Annotated in this window: 15 protein-coding genes and 1 tRNA gene; 11 read left to right on the top strand and 5 right to left on the bottom strand. The window is 63.9% G+C overall.

Going from position 1 to position 18,102, the window contains the following annotated elements:
• The first annotated feature begins 44 nt into the window (after positions 1 to 44).
• From MYMAC_RS09785 to MYMAC_RS09815, 7 genes are all read left to right on the top strand, one after another.
• Positions 45 to 596, top strand: coding sequence for a DUF2924 domain-containing protein (locus MYMAC_RS09785; RefSeq protein WP_095957906.1), 552 nt, complete (start codon positions 45 to 47; stop codon positions 594 to 596).
• Positions 593 to 790 carry a hypothetical protein gene (locus tag MYMAC_RS09790; protein WP_095957907.1) on the top strand — a complete coding sequence of 66 codons (198 nt, stop codon included), beginning with the start codon at positions 593 to 595 and terminating at the stop codon, positions 788 to 790. The genes MYMAC_RS09785 and MYMAC_RS09790 overlap by 4 nt, the downstream gene beginning before the upstream one ends.
• Complete coding sequence (locus MYMAC_RS09795; protein ID WP_095957908.1) at positions 787 to 2,334, top strand: recombinase family protein; 1,548 nt, start codon at positions 787 to 789, stop codon at positions 2,332 to 2,334. The genes MYMAC_RS09790 and MYMAC_RS09795 overlap by 4 nt, the downstream gene beginning before the upstream one ends.
• A gap of 146 nt (positions 2,335 to 2,480) precedes the next feature.
• Positions 2,481 to 2,756, top strand: a complete 276-nt coding sequence (locus MYMAC_RS37740; RefSeq protein WP_239989455.1) for a hypothetical protein — start codon at positions 2,481 to 2,483, stop codon at positions 2,754 to 2,756.
• Between the two features lie 118 nt (positions 2,757 to 2,874).
• Complete coding sequence (locus MYMAC_RS09805) at positions 2,875 to 3,375, top strand: PspA (RefSeq protein ID WP_095957910.1); 501 nt, start codon at positions 2,875 to 2,877, stop codon at positions 3,373 to 3,375.
• 359 nt (positions 3,376 to 3,734) lie between these two features.
• A complete protein-coding gene (locus MYMAC_RS38620; protein ID WP_420810046.1) occupies positions 3,735 to 4,118 on the top strand; it encodes a GNAT family N-acetyltransferase in 384 nt (127 codons plus the stop codon).
• Positions 4,119 to 4,525: 407 nt separating this feature from the next.
• Positions 4,526 to 5,683 (top strand): serine/threonine protein kinase, encoded by a 1,158-nt coding sequence (locus tag MYMAC_RS09815; RefSeq protein WP_095957912.1) that lies wholly within the window; start codon positions 4,526 to 4,528, stop codon positions 5,681 to 5,683.
• 239 nt (positions 5,684 to 5,922) lie between these two features.
• Here MYMAC_RS09815 and MYMAC_RS09820 read toward each other — a convergent pair whose 3' ends face one another.
• Together MYMAC_RS09820 and MYMAC_RS09825 are read right to left on the bottom strand one after the other, a co-directional pair.
• Positions 5,923 to 6,276: a helix-turn-helix domain-containing protein gene (locus tag MYMAC_RS09820; protein ID WP_095957913.1), complete on the bottom strand. Its 354-nt coding sequence runs from the start codon at positions 6,274 to 6,276 to the stop codon at positions 5,923 to 5,925.
• Positions 6,277 to 6,328: 52 nt separating this feature from the next.
• Positions 6,329 to 6,661, bottom strand: coding sequence for a helix-turn-helix domain-containing protein (locus MYMAC_RS09825; RefSeq protein WP_095961549.1), 333 nt, complete (start codon positions 6,659 to 6,661; stop codon positions 6,329 to 6,331).
• A 228-nt stretch (positions 6,662 to 6,889) separates the two neighbouring features.
• On the opposite strand from MYMAC_RS09825, the gene MYMAC_RS09830 reads away from it, so the two are divergent.
• The 3 genes from MYMAC_RS09830 (at position 6,890) to MYMAC_RS09840 (ending at position 11,943) form a co-directional block, all read left to right on the top strand.
• Complete coding sequence (locus MYMAC_RS09830; RefSeq protein WP_095957914.1) at positions 6,890 to 8,839, top strand: serine/threonine protein kinase; 1,950 nt, start codon at positions 6,890 to 6,892, stop codon at positions 8,837 to 8,839.
• 74 nt (positions 8,840 to 8,913) lie between these two features.
• Positions 8,914 to 9,834: a DUF2381 family protein gene (locus MYMAC_RS09835; protein ID WP_095957915.1), complete on the top strand. Its 921-nt coding sequence runs from the start codon at positions 8,914 to 8,916 to the stop codon at positions 9,832 to 9,834.
• A gap of 342 nt (positions 9,835 to 10,176) precedes the next feature.
• On the top strand, positions 10,177 to 11,943 hold the full coding sequence (locus tag MYMAC_RS09840) for an AAA family ATPase (RefSeq protein ID WP_095957916.1): 1,767 nt from the start codon (positions 10,177 to 10,179) through the stop codon (positions 11,941 to 11,943).
• Between the two features lie 237 nt (positions 11,944 to 12,180).
• Here the strand turns inward: MYMAC_RS09840 and MYMAC_RS36780 are convergent, their stop codons facing one another.
• Both MYMAC_RS36780 and MYMAC_RS09845 read right to left on the bottom strand, forming a co-directional pair.
• On the bottom strand, positions 12,181 to 12,591 hold the full coding sequence (locus MYMAC_RS36780) for a hypothetical protein (protein WP_157757487.1): 411 nt from the start codon (positions 12,589 to 12,591) through the stop codon (positions 12,181 to 12,183).
• Positions 12,592 to 12,593: 2 nt separating this feature from the next.
• Positions 12,594 to 13,556 carry a hypothetical protein gene (locus tag MYMAC_RS09845; protein ID WP_095957917.1) on the bottom strand — a complete coding sequence of 321 codons (963 nt, stop codon included), beginning with the start codon at positions 13,554 to 13,556 and terminating at the stop codon, positions 12,594 to 12,596.
• 2,156 nt (positions 13,557 to 15,712) lie between these two features.
• Here MYMAC_RS09845 and MYMAC_RS36785 point away from each other — a divergent pair.
• Positions 15,713 to 16,819: a hypothetical protein gene (locus MYMAC_RS36785; protein ID WP_157757488.1), complete on the top strand. Its 1,107-nt coding sequence runs from the start codon at positions 15,713 to 15,715 to the stop codon at positions 16,817 to 16,819.
• Between the two features lie 1,167 nt (positions 16,820 to 17,986).
• Here MYMAC_RS36785 and MYMAC_RS09865 read toward each other — a convergent pair.
• Positions 17,987 to 18,059 (bottom strand) — tRNA-Asn (locus MYMAC_RS09865).
• Positions 18,060 to 18,102 lie beyond the last annotated feature (43 nt).

Below are 18,102 nucleotides of genomic sequence, written 5' to 3' on the forward strand. Positions count from 1 at the left end.
TTTTCGCCCGAGGGCGTGCTGCCACGGACGAAGGAGACACCACCATGGCGAAGAAGGGGACTGCGCGTGCCGCGCGCCTGCAGTTGGCGGACGTGCCACAGCAACTGGCCGCGCTGGCCAGCATGTCGGTGCCGGAGTTGGCGGCGAAGTACCTGGAGCTGTACGGCGAGCCCACGCGCAGTCGCAACCGGGACTACCTGAAGAAGCGCCTGGCGTTCCGGATTCAGGAACTGGCCGAAGGGGGCCTCTCCGCGCGCGCCGTCGCGCGCATCTCGGAGTTGGGCGACAAACTGCCCGAGCGCTGGAGGATGCGACAGGTGGAGGAGACGAAGCCCGCGACGGCGCCGCCGCCCCCACCTCCTTCTCCTGCTCCGGTGGACGGGCGCGACGCGCGCCTGCCTCCGCCGGGCACGGTGCTGACGCGCGTGTTCAAGGGCGCTCAGCACCGGGTGACGGTGCGAGAGGGCGGAATTGAGTACGAGGGCCAGCTTCACCGCAGCCTCTCCAGCGTGGCCAAGCTGATTACGGGCACGGCCTGGAATGGCTTTTCCTTCTTCGGCCTCAAGGCAGGCGGCCCCAAGGCGGTGACGCGATGAGCGGCCCCGCCTTCTTCCAAACGTACATGGGACAGCGCTTCTACGAGTCGACGATGCCGAACTTTGTCCGCGAGCTGAAGCGCCTCAACGACAACGTGGAGCGGCTGGTGGCCGTGGCGGAGCAACTCGCCGGGCGAGATCCCTCCAGCGTCAAGCCAGTGGCGCCGACGCCCGAGGATTCGGAGGGGAGATGAGGAAGAGCAAGTCGCCACCCTCGGACGTGAAGCGCTGCGCCATCTACACGCGCAAGTCCACAGCGGCGGGCCTGGAGATGGAGTTCAACTCCCTGGATGCCCAGCGCGAGTCCTGTGTCGCCTACGTGCGGCGCCAGCCCGGCTGGGTGTTGGTGGATGAGAGCTACGACGACGGCGGCTTCACCGGCGCCAACATGGAGCGGCCCGCCTTCCAGCGGCTGCTGCAGGACGTGGACGCGGGCCGGGTGGACGTGGTGGTGGTGTACAAGGTGGACCGCCTCTCCCGCAGCCTCCTCGACTTCGCGAAAGTCATGGAGCGCTTCAACGCGGCGGGCGCCTCCTTCGTCTCGGTGACGCAGAACTTCTCCACCGCAGACGCGATGGGGCGGCTCACCCTCAACATGCTGATGTCCTTCGCGGAGTTCGAGCGGGAGATGATTTCCGAGCGGACGCGAGACAAGGTGGCTGCCGCGAGGCGCAAGGGGAAGTGGACGGGAGGGCGCGCGCCGCTGGGCTACGAGGTGAAGGACAAGCGCCTCGTGGTGAATGAGTACGAGGCGGTGGTGGTGCGGGAGGCCTTCGAGTTGTACCTCCAGCACCAGCATGCCTCGGCGGTGGCACGCCTCCTCAATGAGAAGGGGCGCACGACGAAGCGGCACGAGGCCCAGAGCGGTGCCACGCGGGCGGCCCGGAGGTGGACGACGCAGGATGTGCTGCGACTCTTGCGCAGCCCCCTGTACGTGGGCTTCGTGCCGTACGGTGGGGAGACGCACCCGGGCGAGCACCCGGCGATTGTCGACAGGGCCACTTTCCACCGGGTGCAGGACATGCTGGAGGGCCCAGGACTCCAGTACCACGGGCGCAACCCCGACTACGTGCTGCGAGGGCTGTTGCGCTGCGGCCTGTGCGGCGAGGCGATGACACCCGGCAGCACGCGCAAGGGCACGCGCGAGTACCGCTACTACCGTTGCTGCACTCGGGACAAGCAGGGGAAGGAGGGGTGCCGGGCCGCGCCCCTTCCGGCAGCGGCCCTGGAGGACTTCGTCGTCACGCAGCTCCGGGAGGTTTCGGTAGGTGAGGGCTTCGCGGCGCAGGTGCATGCCCGCCTCACAGCGCGGATGGAGGACAGGTACAAGGCCCTACGCGCCGAGCGCGCGCAGCTTCCGAGAGACTTGGCCAGGCGCGCGGAGGAGTCAGGGAAGTGGGTGGACTCCCTTTCCAAGCTGGAGGGCCCAGCCCGGCGCCTCGCCGAGGAGAAGCTGACGGCCGCGGAAGAGGAGGTCGCCGGCATGCGGAAGCGGCTGGCGGAGGTGGAGCGCGCCCTGGACGCCATGGAGGGGGAGAAGGTGGAGGCGGCGTGGGTGGCCCAGGCACTGGCGGACTTCGACGCGGTGTGGGACGCCCTCACTGCCACCAACCGGGGACGCCTGCTGCGGGCCCTCGTTGGCCGCGTGGTAGTAGATGAGGCGACGGGCCGCGTCGACGTGCACCTTTCCCATGCCGGTGAGGCCGTGGCGCTCGGGCGCGAGGGGGTGGCCGCGTGAGCGCGAGCCCCGAGTCTCCGCCGGCGGAGGCCGGCCTCGTCAGCGCGCACTTCCACCGCGTGCGTCGTCGAGCGGAGGTGCGCTTCCGAGAGGGGGCACCCCCCCCGCCGCGAGAGGTGGCGCGCCGGCCAGCGCACGTCGCGCGAATGCTGGCGCTGGCGCACCATGTGGAATCCGCCATTGCGCGGGGGCTGGTGGTGAGCGCAGCGGACGTCGCAGGCCAACTGGGCTTCACCCGGGCGCGCGTGACGCACCTGCTGGACTTGCAACTGCTGGCGCCTGACATCCAGGAGGAGGTGCTGTTTCTCGAAGCCGTCGAAGCGAAAGAGCCCCTCAGCGAGCGAGTCCTCAGGGCCGTTGCACACGCGGGGACGTGGGAGGCGCAGCGCGAGCGCTGGCGCGAGGTGAGGGCTTCATTTTGAAACCGGGGCCGAAATTGTCGGAATCCCTGGTGTAGCGTGAATGCAAGAGACTGAATTGTTCCCCGGGTTTTGAGAGTGCGCGGGCTGTAAGCCCCGCGAGGAAAGAGAGCGAGAGCACATGCAGAACGACATGAAGAGCATCATCCAGGCAGCGGTGGCGGAAGCGGTGGAGCAGGCCATGGGCCGGCAGATGGAGTTGCTGGAGAAGGTTGCTCAGTTCCTGGGCATTGAGTCCGGCTCGGCTCGTGTGGCGTCCGCGCCGAAGCGCACCCCCGCGTCGGTGCCCGCGCCGAAGCGCCCGTCCACGGTGCCCGTGCGGAAGTATGTGAGGCCGGAGGTTGCGCCGAAGCCCACGCGGGCCGGGCCTTCGCCCCAGAAGAGCCGCGTGCGGGCGCGCGCGCGTGCCGCAGGCCGCACGGCGACGGCCGCCACCCCCAGCCCCAGCGCAGAGGCGTCCGCCTCCTTCAAGGAGGGGCAGGAGGTAAGCTACAAGCAAGGACGGGGCACCTTCCCCGCCAAGGTGAAGGCCGTCAACGAGGAGGCGAAGACGGTGACGGTGGAGCGTGTCGGCGACGGCAAGGAGGTGGTGCGTCCCTTCGAGAAGGTGACTCCAGCCTGACGCTCGTCCCCGAAGCGCCCTCTCCGGAGGGCGCTCCTGCGGCAAGAGTTCCTTTTGAAGTCCCTTTGGGCTCCAGAGTCTGCTAGGGCATCCCGCTCAGTGGTGATTGCTGAAAGGAGTTCTTGGTACTGCTGATGATGGACGCTTGAAGTTCCGAGCTGCCGCTGCCGCAGTCTGGATTCCAAGGTTGAACACTTGCCGTTTTTCATGGTCAGGGCCACTCACGTTGAGAGGGTGGATTTTGAGTTCGTAGGTGAGAAGGGACGGTGCAATTCTAAGTGCGCGCAGACTCAATTGAAATCCAGGTTCGTCTCGCATCCTTTGGCGATGAGGAGCCTGCGGGAAGAGTCCTCCGTTCGGTGTTGTCGCCACATCAGTACCGGTATGAGCGAAATATCCATTCGCCAAACTGTCAGAATTTGGTGGCTGTGGATGCTGGCGGTTCTGTTGTTGGGTATACGTCGCTCTTGCTGGATGTCTATCCGCATTCGGGGCCCGAGGTTTGGCGCAAGTACCCACTCTACATCGGAGTCATGGCTGTTTCTCCGGAATGGCAAAATCGAGGAGTCGGGACTCGGCTTCTTGAACGACAGGTTGCGGAGTCTCGCCTTTCGAGGCCGCAGTATTCATTCATTCACTTGGAAGTTGATCCCGAGAGTGCGGCCCGTCGTCTCTACGAACGACTGGGATTCGAGAAGTTGGAGGTGAATCAGGGCAGTTGGTTGATGCGGAGGGCGATCTAGCTCGCCTTCGGTTTTAGGGGGATGCGGTAACCCTTAGGGCAGGGAGGGGGCGCTTTGGTTGATGCGGTGCGCTAGCGACGCGTGGGGCCAGGGGCATTCAGGGTGTGGTGCTGTGCACGGACACATCCGGCGAATCGGATAGTGGATTGCCACGCTATGGACCTCGGATGGCGCAGAACGATGAGGCGCGAACGGGGGCGCGCCGCCCTGCGTACGCACCACTTCCCATTTCCCACTCAGGGTGGTACTTAAAAGGTGATCCGAATTTCACCTGTTGAGTGACTCCTTCGGTCGAGTCAGTTGGAGCCACTCAACGCTCCGGTGCTTGTGTTGCCGTACGCGGCTTCCTCTCGAAGGAGTGGTTGCGTATGGCTTGGTCCAATTAGCTACCGAATGGAGTGTCACCCATGGCCAGTACCGCCGATGAAGTCAGCACGGACGAAGGCCTCTGCTCCCCTCCCTCCGTGGCGCCGCCCTTCACGCCTCACTTTCTCTTCAAGGTGGGCGAAGTCTGGTACGAGGCCGTGGCGGAGTTGGAGCGGAGGCAGTCCGGGGAAGTACTGCTCTTGGCCCAGCGTCGGGTGCGGAAGGAAGCGTTGACGGGCCACTGCCTCGTGCGGCGCCTGCCGAGCCCCTCCACATACATGCGCAGGCGGAGGCTGGTAGAGGAGGTGCAACTTGCCTTTCGACTCCACCACCCGTCCATTGCGCAGGTACACCACCTGGGCGTTTACGGCGACGCGCCGCACGTTGTCATGGAGTACGTGCCGGGCCCTTCGCTGGAGACGCTGGTGACGGCATCCGTGGTGCGTGGGCGGGCTATGTCCGAGGACTTCGCCCTTTACGTCGGCGTAGAGTTGACGGAGGCGTTGCACTACGCACACATGTTGATGGATGAGGAGGGGCGCTCTCTGGGCATCGTCCACCGAGACGTCAACCCCCGGCACGTGGTTGTTGGCCCTCATGGCGAGGTGAAGCTGATGAGCTTCGGTGCGGCGTACTCGCTGCTGGTGGGGCGGGAGGAATCGCCGAAGAGCCTCGTCCGCGGGGACGTGGCCTATGCCTCACCAGAGTACATTCGTCGCGAGTCGCTCACCCCGCGCTCGGACGTCTTCAGCTTGGGTGTTCTGCTGGTAGAGCTCCTGACGGGCACCCACCTCTTTGACGTGGCGGATGTGCCACGGCCTCCTCAGGGGCGGCGACTACGCGCGGAAAGCATTCCGTCGCTGCCGTTGAAGCAAATGCGCGCGTTGCTCGCCAGCTTCGACTCAGACTTCGTGGAGAAGGCGGTGGCGGCGTTGGCGCCGGACGTGAAGGCCATCCTCCACACGACCCTGCATGCCAACCCCGAGGAGCGCTTCGCCTCGGCTGCGGAGCTGCGTGACGCACTGCGGGCGGCGCAGTCTCGGCGGGGCGAACCCTACGGGAGGCGGGAGGTGGTGGGGGAGGTGGCGCAGGTGCTGTCGGAGGGCGGCCGCATGCGCGACAAGGTGGAATTCGGTGAGGCGGGCCTCTACCCGGAAGGGCTGGACGCGCACGAACTGATGGTCTCGAAGGAGAAGTAGCTGGCCGCGGCGGGGGGACTGGTGCGGCGGCACGAGAGGATGGTTCGGCCTGGATGCACCCACCGCCACCGGCGAGATGCGTGAGGCCGCAGCTTCCGACTCGCCGTTCCTCTCCTCCTGCAGGCAAAGGAGGGCCTTCGGCGAGGTGGTCCGGCTGCGGTGGGAGTTGCAACTGCTGGCGGCCAACCAGTCCCAGGCGAGCTGCACTCGTCCTATTCAGGGGCGGGTAGCTACCTTCTTCACCTCGCCATGACTGTGGCGACTTGAAGAAGGGCTTCCAGCTGCTCCCCATCCAGCTTCCGCGCCAGGTACAGCAACCGACGCAAGGAGGGCGTGTCGTCCTCCTTCGCGCGCGGCCCTTTCCCCCCATGGGATGGTTCCGTGAGGCCGAGCATCTCCTCCGGAGACACCTTCAGCTCGGTACACAGCCGGTAAAAGGTGGGGATGCTGGGAAGCATCTGCCCGCGCTCCAGTCGGCTGTACACGGGGGGCACCAGTCCGACGCGGGCTGCGGCATCGGTCCGGGTGAGGCCCATCTGCTCCCGCGCGGCCCGGGCCGTCGTGCCAATGGTGATTGCCAAGTCCTGGTCCATGAGGTGAGGCACACTGTACCCGAGAAGGCTTCTTCTCCGGCACGTGCGCGACTCACCGCATCGCTGGAATCAGCCTCAGAAGTGCCTTCACTTTCCGCTCATCCAGTCGCCGCACCTGCTGCACCAGCAGTCGCACTGAAGGCGAGTCTGGAGGTGGCTCTGCGTGGAAGCCGTGGCCAAGTAGGGCGTCTGGCGACGTGCAGAGGACGGTGGCGAGGCGGTAGAGCGTGCGGACGCTGGGAAGCATTCGGCCACGCTCCAGGCGGCTGTAGACGGCGGAGGCGAGGCCCACCCGCTGCGCGACGTTGGCCTGGGTGAGGGAAAGGCGCAGCCGTGCCGCCCGGGCGTTGGCGCCAATGGTGCTCGCGAGCTCGAGCGACGACATAGCCTGTTGGCTCTCTGGTGACGAGGCGGGCATGAGGGAGGAGGCGAGGGTGAGTCGCTCCAATGTAGCGAGTCATGCGAGCAACTGGCAATCCTCTGAGTAGGAATGCCTCCGGAAGCAGAGGACTGTCACTTCGGGGTTTGGTAGCGTGGTGGCTCTGCCGGGAGGGAGAAGCCGCATGCGGCAAGGTGGAGTCCTTCAGTCCGCAATGCCTGGGTGGGAGGCGTCATGAGGGACGACGGGCCCCCGGCCGTGCTGTCCCCCGGGGACGTGGTGATGGGTTACACGGTGGTGAGTCAGTTGGGCCGGGGCGGCTTCGGCACCGTGTACCTCGCGACGCATGACGGACAGCCCTCCGCCTTGAAGTTGGTGGAGCGGCGGCGCATGGGTGGGCGGGTGGAGCGGGAAGTCTCCATCCTCTTGCGCCTCAAGCACGCCAACGTGGTGGGGATTCGCGGTTTCTCCTTCTGGCAGGAGGGGGAGCACGAGTTCGCCATCATCGTCATGGAGTACGTCGAGGGGCGGCAGCTGGACGCGTGGGTGAAGGAGGAGAACCCCTCGGCTCGAGAGGTAGCGAGGGTGACGCTCGATGTGGCGCGGGCGCTGGCGGCCTCGCACGAGGCGGGGGTGGTGCACCGGGACGTGAAGGAGTCCAACGTCATGGTGCGCGACGCGGACGGCGTCGCAGTGGTGGTGGACTACGGGGTGGGGGACTACAAGGGCGCCCCCGGTGTCACCCAGTCCATGATTCCACCTGGGACGACGGAGTACCGCCCGCCGGAGATGTGGCGCTTCATGGAGAATCCCATGGGGGGCGGCGGAACTCGCTACGTGCCGGGCCCGGCGGACGACGTGTGGGCCCTGGGGGTTGTCCTCTACCGCCTCCTCACCGCGAGGTGGCCTTTTGAAGCCGAGGATGACCAGGCCTTCATCAACGCTGTCCTCACGCAGTCGCCCGTGCCGCCCCATGTCGCCAACCGGTACGTCCCGGAGAAGCTGGGCATGTTGTGCATGCGGCTGCTGGAGAAGGAGCCTGCAGAGCGTCCCGAGGCGAGCGCAGTCTGTGATGCCTTGGCGGAGGTGCTAGTCGAGGCGGAAGGGGAGGCGTGGGACAGCCCCCTGTGCGACACGTATGGCCCGCACTCGGCAACCACCGAGGGGGAGGTGGACGAGCTCATGCAGTGGGCGAAGGTGCCCTTGCGCCAGCTGCGCCGTGGCAATGCGCCCGGGCCGGAGCTGCCGGAGGCCCCCAGCGAAGGTCCGCCCGCGGAGTTGCTGCCCCAGGCCGCTCCGGTGGCTGCTGCCACGCCGCCTGTCGAAGCGGAGCTGCTGGGATCGGAGCTGGAGGAGGGGCTGGGCGCCGCAGAGAGTGCGGCGGAATCCGCGCTGGCGGCCCCCATCGTCGAGGTAGGGCGGCGCTCGTTCTTCTCGCGACTCAGAGTGGGGCGCGTGCTGGGTGTGGGGCTGCTGGTCGGCGCCCTGGCGGCAGGGGCGCTTCTCTCGCAGCGGACGCCTCCGGCACCGGAGGCTCAAGCCCCCTCCGCCCCTGGCCAAGAAGTAGCGACATATACAAAGAAACCTCAAGCTGCCCGAGCCGCAGCTCCCACTGGGCCGGAGGCAACACCTGCGGCCGTCGCGCCTCCCGCGACGCTTCCCGAGGTGACTGCCACCGTGACGACACTCCAGAGTGACACCCCTTCCTCCCCACCGATGCCTGCCAAGAAGGCCGCGAGGAACGTCCGCAATGTCCTGGCGACGATGGCTCTCTGTGGCGCGCTTGGCTGCACGGGCCCGCAGGTGCGCTCGCCGCCTGAGCCCGAGCCGTGCCCGGAAGGGGCCACCGAGGGCATGAAGAGGCTAGGCCTGGGTATTGGGGGTGAGGAGACCGCGACTTTCCCCATCAATGGGCCTCCCAAAGTCATAACGGTGAAGGAGGGCACTGCTCAGGTCCGCCTGCTGGACGGTAGAACCTTTCTGTCCGGGCGATTCATCGTGGGGGACCGCCTCTATGGTCGGCTGACTCGAGCGCGCACGAGCAAAGGCACCTTTCCGGTGTGCTTGGAGTTGCAAGATACATCGGGGATGCGTGGGCTGGAGATCGAATCTGGCGGGGGGGATTCTGGTGAGGTTCGCGTCTTTTCTACAGTTACCCTGAGGGCGGTACGCGAGTTCGAATGAAATGATTTTCACCAGCAGCTGCCCATTGGTCACAGGAATTAGTGCTGCTGGTTTCGCCCAGGAGTGTTGAGCGCGTGCAACATCCAGTGTCGACCGTTCTCCTCTTTTTTCTACTCTTAGGCGAAGGAACAGCTCGGGCGCAGCAGGCACCTTCTCCAGCGGGAATGGGCGTTCGTCGCGTCGAATTGGCACCGGAAGACGCCCAAGTGGTTGCGGAGGTGGCGGTGAGCCCAGGGCTGTCAACGGTGTTTATCTTTGACTCCGAGGTGAGCCGCGAAGGGGTGGAACTGCAGGGGCGTAATCGCTTCACCGTTCTAGACGCCGGACAAAGCACGTTGCGTCTTGTTCCTTCAGAACGAATCTCCGCAGGAGATCGGCTCAGGCTGACTGTGCGCTTCCTGGATGGGGCGGCGCCAGCAACCGCGACGTTCGTCCTGATCGCACATCCCGCACGGCCGGAAGCGCTCGTCGAGGTGTATCGCCGCAAGAGGGGCGTTGAAACGTACCAAGAAGAAGCTCGGCAGGCGCGTGCTGAGGCCCAACAGTGCAAAGAGGAGAACGAGCGTCTGCGTGGTGAACGAAACGCTCCTGGTGGATTGACGGGGCTCATCTCGACCGCGGTGTTGGATAAACGAGGGGTTGATTTTCGCGACTTGAGCCCGACGGTCGCTCAGTCCCCTGGAGTCTTGCCTGTCGCTCGTTCAGTCTACACGTATCGCTCATCACAGCGGGTCGCGGTGGTGGTTGAGTTTGATGCGGCAGGGGCCGCGCAACCCTGGACTGCAAATGGGGCGACTCTCCGGGGCAAGGCCAACGAGGAGTTGAAGGTGCTTCAGGTGTGGCAGTCCGGCCCCGTGTCCCCAGAGTTGAGGGGCCTGCGAGTGGTAGTGGAAGCGGAAGCAGCATCAGATGCTCCTCGAGGGAGCTTTACGCTCAAGCTCTGGGAGGCGGACGGGCCCCGCACCGTCACTCTTGGAAACGTGACATTCCCATAATAGAATACTAGAGGTGCCCGTTTGGGCGAGCGTCAGCCTCAAGCTTCGAGATCTGGTGGTAGTCGCTTTGGTTCTGGGCTCGAATGTTCCTTGCAGCGTCTCTTTCAGTCGACCATCTTCTTCGATGTGAGAACGCACGAATTCACGTTCGGCTCCGAGTGCGAAAGACGCAAGGCTCATGTTACCGTGCTCTAATGGCTTTGTCGGCTGCTCTACCTCGATGACCACGAGGACTTCGCCGTTTGCGTCCTATATGCCCTATTCCCGGCGCTCACTACGACGTAAGGAACGGCCCAACGCTTATGCTTTGCGCGTGTAAGCACGGCTTTGTAAGGTTGTCTGATGAGTCCATCTCTCTTCCTGCAGCAAATCACGTTCAGCGGTGGTGCGAGCATTGAGCTCGAACCCGACTCCATTGTCGTCATCGTCGGTCCAAACAACGCTGGGAAAAGCGAGACGCTTCGCGAGACTCTCGGTCTGGTGGTGATAAATGGTGAAAAGACGCGCCATGTCGTCTCTAGCGTGACGGTGGGGCGTTCCGGGACTGCAGATGAGTTTATTCGGCGGATGGCCCCCTACCGTCTCCCGAATTCTCCGCACTACGACCTCAAAGTGCTTGAGGACTCGACGCCGCCTTCGGGGTTCCGGAGCGACAGCCGCATGTGGGACACCTTGATGGGCGTCAAGCTTGCACGGGTACACGAAACTGAGCTCCGGATGTTTTGGGAGAAGAGGGGCTTCGAGGGCTTCACCGCACTCTTTTTCTTTCTGCTCGACATTTCTACCCGCTTCAATGCCATCGAGCCCGCCAAGGTCTTCAATCTCGCGACAGGCATCCCATACCTCCCCATCCAGAAAATGTGTGTGGATCCGGGGCTGGCGGAACGGCTCAGCCGCTCTTTTCAACGCGCCTTCGGGCAAGCGCTCATCGTCAACCGGACCGCAGGTTCGAAGATGCCGCTCCATTGCGGCGAACTGCCTCGCTTGGAGCCTGGCGAAGATCGGGTCTCCCCTAGCTACGCCCAAAGGCTTGAAGCGCTTCCTTTGCTCCACCAGCAGGGGGACGGGATGCGCAGCTTCGCGGGCTGCCTCCTCCAGGTCGCGGCTGTCGACAAATCTGTTGTCATGATCGACGAACCCGAGGCATTCCTCCATCCACCTCAAGCACGCTATCTCGGAACGCTGTTGGCCAAGGAGAAGCCTGCCGGGCGCCAGCTTATCATCGCTACTCACAGCGGAGATTTGCTTCGTGGCCTCCTAGATGCCAGCCCCTCAGCCCTCAAGGTCATTCGACTCACTCGCGAGGGGAACCTCAACCATGCGCGTGCGCTGAATACTGACCAAATTAGGATGCTTTGGGGTGATCCGATTCTTCGCTTCTCCAATGCCTTGGACAGCCTCTTTCATGAGCAGGTCGTGCTTTGTGAGGCGGATGGTGATTGCCGATTCTATTCCGCAATTTTGGATGCGATTCAGCCCGTGGATACGGACATCCGGATGCCCGACGTCATGTTCACGAGCACAGGGGGTAAGCACAAGATGCCGACGATTGCTAAAGCCCTTGCCTGCATTGGCGTCCCCACACGAGCCGTGGCGGACTTCGATATCTTGAACAGCGACTCCCCTCTCAAGGATGCCATCTGTGCCCTTGGCGGCTCGTGGGACGACTTTCAATCACGTTGGAAACAGGTCAAGGCAGGCGTTGAGCAATTAAGGCCGGAACTGGAGACCACTTACGTTCGAAATGAGGTGGAAAAGCTCCTGCGCCAGGTCAGCACTCCGACCTTCCCGAATGATGTGGCAAAGAGCATCAGGGAGGTGCTCAAGCGCGCTTCGCCCTGGGATGTGGCGAAGCAGCAAGGCTTGGCCGCGGTACCCAAGGGGCCGGCGCGCCAAGTTGCTGAGAAACTTCTCGCTGACCTCAAACGACTAGGTCTCTTCGTAGTCGAGTGGGGAGAGATGGAGAGCTTCGACCCATTCATCGGTGGACATGGAAACGCTTGGCTCATGGAGGTGTTGCGTAAGGACCTCCGGCAGGATCCCCACCTTGAGAACGCCAGGAGGTTCGTCCGCGGATTGTTTTCCCTCGACCCTGCTAGCCCGACCTAGACCTGGTAGGAGAATGCTTCGATGGTCGGCTAGGGCATTTCACGGGGGAGTTGTGCCTTCGCTCTTCCCTAAAAGGGCGTTTATTCACTCTCTGTCGATTCGATGGTCCTGGGTTTTCTGGCCCGAATGCTCTAATTGGCCGGTTGTCGTGCCTGCTTGGTCGCCCGTGGGAAGCCAGGACGTAGGGGAAGGCTGCGGACCTTAGCGAGATTTCGGGCTTGCTCTCCGGAACCTGAATCACTTGGCTTCGCTGACCGTCCCGTCGTTGTTGACGCGATATCGCAAGCCTCCGCGCGCTTCGCCAGCAACTGCAATATGGTAGGTGCGTCCGCGTGTCAGCAGTCTTGCAGGTTGTAGTTCCTCGAAGCCGTAGGGGAGGACACCGTAGTTGAGGTGCGCTGGGAACGGCCCGGTGCGCGGTGGCAGCGCGCGAATGGACCACATGTGAGTGCCGTCAACGTCCATGACGCTGATGGAGTCGTACCGAGGTGAGTCCCCAGGTTGGGACGGCTCCCGGATGACGAAAGCGGGAGAGGGAATCCGTTCTGCGGCAGATGCCAACTCCACGATGAGCGGCGGCTCGCAGGCGCCGACCAACGTGGCAAGGAGGACTGCCACCATGAGCCGCAGGAGCCAGTTATGGCGCATGGCTACGGCGCTCCACGTCCGGCCCGGACTTCGCGCAGCGCCGCTTCGAGTTGGGCGGTGTAGTCCACTCCATCGACGTAGAGTCGCTTAGGTGGCGTCTCGAAGAAGCCGGCGCGGTATCCCTGCTCCAGTAGCTCGGCCTGCTGCTCCGGGTTCATCTCGCTCCAGCCTTTCCCCTCCCGGAGGGCTTTTCCGAGGTTGTAGCCGTCGCCGAAGGTTTGGGCGAAGAGAGCCTCGCTCATGTAGTCGGTGCCGCCATTCTGGTGCTGCCAGACGTGCGCGGCCTCGTGGACGAGCAGGTCCGCCTGCAGCGGGAGGAATCGCTTGGGAATATAGATGGTGTTCCCGTGGGCAAATGGCCGGCCGGATGCCGTGAGGAGTCCCGCGTCGCCCTCCTTGATGCTGATGCTTGAGTAGTCGAGGGCGTCGCCGTACACCTGCCGAAGAGCGGCTTCCTCGTCTCCTGTCAGCCCTCGCCGGACCGGCTCCACGCCCAGAAGCGTCTGGACTGCGCTGAGTGCCCGGCCGCCCACCATGAGCACCGCGTCGACCGGCGTCTGGCCCAACTGCACCAGGCCGCGCGCGAGCTCGCCGAAACCCTCCCGGAAGCGCCCGGTGAACACCTGCCCAAGGCCGCTGGCCAGCGTCTGCGTAGCCTCCATGCCGTTACGCACGAGTCCCACGACAGCGTCCTTTGCGCCCGTCACGAGGCCACCGACGGCGTCTCCCACCCGCCGAAGCCCTCCGGTTACGATGGAGCCAATGCGGCTCAGGAGACCCTTCGTCGCCGATTTCTCCTCGGCCCCGTGAGCCTTGAGGTCCGCTGGGGGTATGCGTTCAGCCACCGCGATAGCTCCCGGCCGCACGCTGGCGAGGGCGAGGGCCGTAGCCGCGGATTCAGATGCTGGTCCCTGCGGCCCCGTGGCGCGGCTGCCGAAGGACTCGACGACGTTGCCCGCCTTCATGGCGTCTGCTCCGCGTGGGCGAGCCGCGCCCTTGACTGCCTCCGGTGGCTCGGGCTCAAGCCCTTGCAAAGCGGTGCTGCGTGACGTGATGGATTCCATTGGTGTTCCTGGTGGTGGGAGGGGCCGACACAGCCTCGCGGCCAGTGCTCCGGCGGCGAGTTGGGCCGCGAGGGTTCTGATTTGAAGGGGGAGACCGCCTGGCCGCGCGTCAGAAGCCGCAGGTGTGAACGTTCTGCCCTGGGAAGTACCGGCAGTCGCTCGGATTGCTGCACAGCGACCGGCACTGGCCCGCAGCGTTAGGCACAGAGCACGTGTTGCAGAAGCAGCTCGTCTGGTGGCCGAAAGCTGTCACGAAGGTGGAACAGAACCCAGCGGAGGAGTTGGTCTCAGTGGCGCAGTTCGACGCGATGAGAACGTCGGCGCTCGTCGCGCACGTGAAGTGGACCCGCGGATTAGCTACGCTGGCGCCCGTGGCGGACCCGCAGACGCCATTGGCGTCGATGCTGCCGCACCGGCACGCCCCGCTGCCGTCGGAGGCGATTCGTCTGCACTGCCCTGGGCCACAGTTGAGGGCGACGACGCCCTCCTGCGAATCACACCTCACCCAGGTATCCCCGGTGCAGTAGCCGTACTGGTTGATGCCCTGGCATGCGCCCCCGATGCGCACGCAGCCCGTTCCGGCCTGGTTTGGGACGTACCCCTCAGCGCAGGCGCAGCTCTCCCCGCCTACGTTGCACGTCGAGTTGGCCGGGCATGTCCCGCACGTTCCTCCGCACCCGTCCGAGCCGCATACCTTGTCCTGGCACTGGGGTACGCAGACACATGCGCCCGACGCGCTGCACGTAGTACCCGTGCGGCAGGTGCCACACGTCCCGCCGCACCCGTCCGGGCCGCACTGCTTCCCGTCGCACTTCGGAACGCACACGCACCGGCCGCCTTGGCACGCCTCACCGGAGCTGCATGTGCCGCAGCTCCCCCCGCAGCCATCGCTCCCGCACGTCTTCCCGGAGCAAGACGGAGTGCAGGTGGCCGTGCAGCGGCCGTCGGAGCCGCACACCGTCCCTGCCCGACAGTCTCCGCACGTTCCCCCACAGCCGTCCGGGCCGCACGTCTTGCCCGAGCACCTCGGGGTACAGGTGCTGCCGGCGTCCACGTAGGGCACTCCAGCGTCGTCTACGGTGGATCCACCGTCTCGCGAGGTGGACGGAGGCGTGCGTCCATCATCCGGGTCCTCCTCAGTGGGGCCGCAATGCAGGACCGTTGCGGCGACCAGTATCGGGATGAAGATGCGGAAGAAGGCGGGAGCTGGGCGTCCAAAGGCCACGGAGAACTCCTCCGGCCAGAGCTGCGCTGGGGGAGTCCTGCGCGAGCCTGGCTCGACGCTGCCTGCCTCAGCAGGATGCGTGCCCCTGGGGTGTTCCTCTTGGAGGAGGGCGCGGGGCCATCCGCGGGCGAGGACTGGCGTGCCACGTAGAGACTCCTCCTATGGGCCACCCGCACGGTGAGTTCGCGGTTTCCCCCTCACGTGACGGACTGGAGTTCCTCGAAGGGGCCTCCCCCAATGGCTCCGTCCGCCTGGCGCCATGACCTACCGCCGCCGACTTCGCCAGCGAGGATGCGCGAGTGTCCCAAGCTCGGGCCCATGTCCACCTGAGCCCGGACCTCGATTTCGGCCTGGCGCTGCTCACGCAGAGAGTCCGGCGCCGCGCTCGTTCCCGTCGAGCCGTGCTTTCGCCCTGAGATGGAGGAGTCCCAGGTGCGCAGTGGCTAGCGCGTTTAGCCGCCCTTCCTTCGCGCCTACCGGTACATGCAACTCTGCGAAGCTCTGCCGAAACACGCGCACGCGCACACGCACTCGTTCGCGAGGTGGAACTGCATCAGTTCTGACTAGGAGCGTGTTGGAGTAATCGGATGACCCACTACAGGTTGGATCAAGCTTTGATGCCCGGTACCAGATCTCGTGGGTCGAATGCCGTTTTTCGGCTTACCCCGACACACTCCTAGCGGTAGGCGCTCAAATACATGTGAAGGGCGGTGATCAGGGGCACAGAGTTTGTGGCGAGGTCGATGCATGCCTTAGGATGCTGGTTGTCCCTCTGGAACGCAAAGGTCCACGAGTTATGATCACTGACGAACTTCGTAAGAGAGTTGCTTTGATGCTGAAGAAGCTGAAGCCTCTTCCGAAGGACCATGAGAAGGATCGTCACTTCACTGAGTTCAAGGCAAATGACCAGTTCCCAGTCCCAGAACTTGTGCTCTTTGTTCTGCGAGATGTCCTTGGCCTGGATGCGCTCGGCCCTTGGGAGAAGACTCGATGGGGAGTTTCGTTTGAATACGAGGAGGCGTACTTTTCGGTGTCGCTCAGGAAGTCCGGATTCACGGTGACGACTCAGGCCGATCATCCAGAAGGGTCGCCGTTAGTTAGAGAGGTTTTGGGAAAACTCGAGAAGTCAGTTGGGATTGTTGAGGAATTCCTCAAACCGTTCGTTGAGGAACAAGCGCGCGACGGCAGGGTGACAATCGCGAATAGGTTTCATCACTTTGAGCGGACGTATCGGTTCTTTCGCGAAAAAGCTACTGAGGTGTATGGGCCGCCCGAATCGCTGCCGGTAGTCAATGGTCGGGGCAATATGAATGGGCTGTCTGCTGAGTTGCGTGCTCCGTGGAGGGCTGCGAGAGAAGGCGGCTATTATTCTGAGGCAATGATGAACGCCTACTTCAGTAGGACTGAGCATGTGTTGGTGCTTTCGTTGCCGTTTTTGGGGTTCGAGCCGGGAGGCGGTCAGCTCATGGGATTTATTGCTGAGCAGTGGTCAAAGAAGATTCGTCGCTTCTTCGACTTCAAGGCGGAGTCGGCTGTAAAATCTCTATACGATCGGATGAGGCGCATTCGGGATGCCTTGCGCAATCCGTTGGCTCATGGAGGATTTGAGCCAGGCGTTTTCTCTCTGTACTTTCATCTGCCGGACGTGGGGGCTCTCCCTGCTCGGATGAGTCGGCATGGTGATGGCTTTTCTTTCGTTATTAATCCCATTGGGCATGCTTCGTTTTGGGAGATATGTGCGGCTCTTGATGAGTTCGACAGCTATTTGCGCGAGAGGCTGGGAGGGGGCTGGCGTTGGGCCGAGGCGGGGCTCGATGTCGCTTATGATGAGCAAAGCCGTAGTGAGTATTTCGCAGCGGCGCAGTCCGTCGAGGGGATTGAGCGTCTCATTGAGCGAGTCTCGTCGGAGGGGAGTTATCATAATAATTTTGAATATTGATGGGTTGTTGAGGGTGGCTTTGGCGGCATTCCTTCTGGCCTCGGGATAAGACGCGCGACAAAGGCACGGCATGAGGGAGACACTCAGACGGTGGGCGCCGATGTCCAGTTGAGAGTCGCTGGGCGAGTGCGAGCGGAAGGAGCGCTTACGTCGCTGAGTGGAGGCCGTGGCCGATTCTCCGCCAGCCGCGTGAGGCCCTGCTCAGAGGACAAATCTGCATGAACAGCGGCAGCCACCGCCGGCTGGTGGTTGTCCGGACCTGCCCCCAGATCCGGATCCGTGTCTCCGGCGCGCGTCAAGGTGGTTGTCGCGTGAGAGGCTTCCGCCAGTGTGCCGCGCTTCTGTCAGGTCAAGAGTGGGGTTGAGACATATGGAAGTTGCCGGCGTCCAGTTGCGCATGCTGCGACTCCAGCGCTCGGAATGACAGTGCCGGGCGTACTGGCACACTTTGGTGACGCTGGATGAGCGGCGCGGCTCCTCGATGGAAGAGCGTGTTGTCGGGTGCGACGAAGTGGAGGGCCGGATGGAGCGCTCGGCGCAGTCGTTGCCCGCGGGAACTCCGGACGACGACCGGGGAGGATTCGCCCCCTGCAACGCCGCGATGCCGCACACGTGGGAGGGAACTGCGGAGCCTTGGGTCTCTCGGGCGGTTTTGGACGGGGACCGGCCGCCATGCCTGTCGGGCGAGCCCCCCGTGAAACGGCGGCGGAGACGGCTGATCAGAAACCGCTGAATGCGCCTTCACTTTGAGTATTGATTGGGAGGGCCCCGGCTGGCCTTGCGTTGCCCCCTCCGGGACCAGCAGAGTAGGTAAGGGGCGCAACAAAAAAACTAGAGAGAGGCCCCCTCCCAGAAACCTCAGAGCGGAAAAGTCGGGTCTCCAGGGGAATGTTGTTAACCGCCTCCCCAAAAGTTAACAGCACTTGTTAACCACTCTCGGCCTCTCTCTCCCCAGAACGGGTGAAAAAGCGGTCCAGAGAGCCCAATTCGCAGTGGAGAAGAGGGGCATCTCGGTCTGCGGAGTGGAGAGCCGAGAGGGCCCTCTTCGTCACCGCGAGCCAAAATCCCTTGGGATTCAGGGGCTTAAGCACGAAGGCCCCGCGATGTCATCGCGAGGCCCTTGTTAAACAAAAAGGGCCCTACCGGTTGGTAGGGCCCTTCGTTCAGCTCCCCGACGTGGACTCGAACCACGGACCTAGTGATTAACAGTCACCCGCTCTACCGGCTGAGCTATCGGGGAATATGTCGTCCCGGCGGAACCGCGTTGCCGTGATGAGGCGCTT

The organism is Corallococcus macrosporus DSM 14697 (assembly GCF_002305895.1).
Lineage (GTDB): Bacteria > Myxococcota > Myxococcia > Myxococcales > Myxococcaceae > Myxococcus > Myxococcus macrosporus.

Excerpts from the sequence above, each read along its gene's own strand:
- MYMAC_RS09785 (WP_095957906.1), top strand. The coding sequence starts at position 45 with ATGGCGAAGAAGGGGACTGCGCGTGCCGCGCGCCTGCAGTTGGCGGAC.
- MYMAC_RS09790 (WP_095957907.1), top strand. The coding sequence starts at position 593 with ATGAGCGGCCCCGCCTTCTTCCAAACGTACATGGGACAGCGCTTCTAC.
- MYMAC_RS09795 (WP_095957908.1), top strand. The coding sequence starts at position 787 with ATGAGGAAGAGCAAGTCGCCACCCTCGGACGTGAAGCGCTGCGCCATC.
- MYMAC_RS37740 (WP_239989455.1), top strand. The coding sequence starts at position 2,481 with ATGCTGGCGCTGGCGCACCATGTGGAATCCGCCATTGCGCGGGGGCTG.
- MYMAC_RS09805 (WP_095957910.1), top strand. The coding sequence starts at position 2,875 with ATGCAGAACGACATGAAGAGCATCATCCAGGCAGCGGTGGCGGAAGCG.
- MYMAC_RS09815 (WP_095957912.1), top strand. The coding sequence starts at position 4,526 with ATGGCCAGTACCGCCGATGAAGTCAGCACGGACGAAGGCCTCTGCTCC.
- MYMAC_RS09820 (WP_095957913.1), bottom strand. The coding sequence starts at position 6,276 with ATGGACCAGGACTTGGCAATCACCATTGGCACGACGGCCCGGGCCGCG.
- MYMAC_RS09825 (WP_095961549.1), bottom strand. The coding sequence starts at position 6,661 with ATGTCGTCGCTCGAGCTCGCGAGCACCATTGGCGCCAACGCCCGGGCG.
- MYMAC_RS09830 (WP_095957914.1), top strand. The coding sequence starts at position 6,890 with ATGAGGGACGACGGGCCCCCGGCCGTGCTGTCCCCCGGGGACGTGGTG.
- MYMAC_RS09840 (WP_095957916.1), top strand. The coding sequence starts at position 10,177 with ATGAGTCCATCTCTCTTCCTGCAGCAAATCACGTTCAGCGGTGGTGCG.
- MYMAC_RS36780 (WP_157757487.1), bottom strand. The coding sequence starts at position 12,591 with ATGCGCCATAACTGGCTCCTGCGGCTCATGGTGGCAGTCCTCCTTGCC.
- MYMAC_RS09845 (WP_095957917.1), bottom strand. The coding sequence starts at position 13,556 with ATGAAGGCGGGCAACGTCGTCGAGTCCTTCGGCAGCCGCGCCACGGGG.
- MYMAC_RS36785 (WP_157757488.1), top strand. The coding sequence starts at position 15,713 with ATGCTGAAGAAGCTGAAGCCTCTTCCGAAGGACCATGAGAAGGATCGT.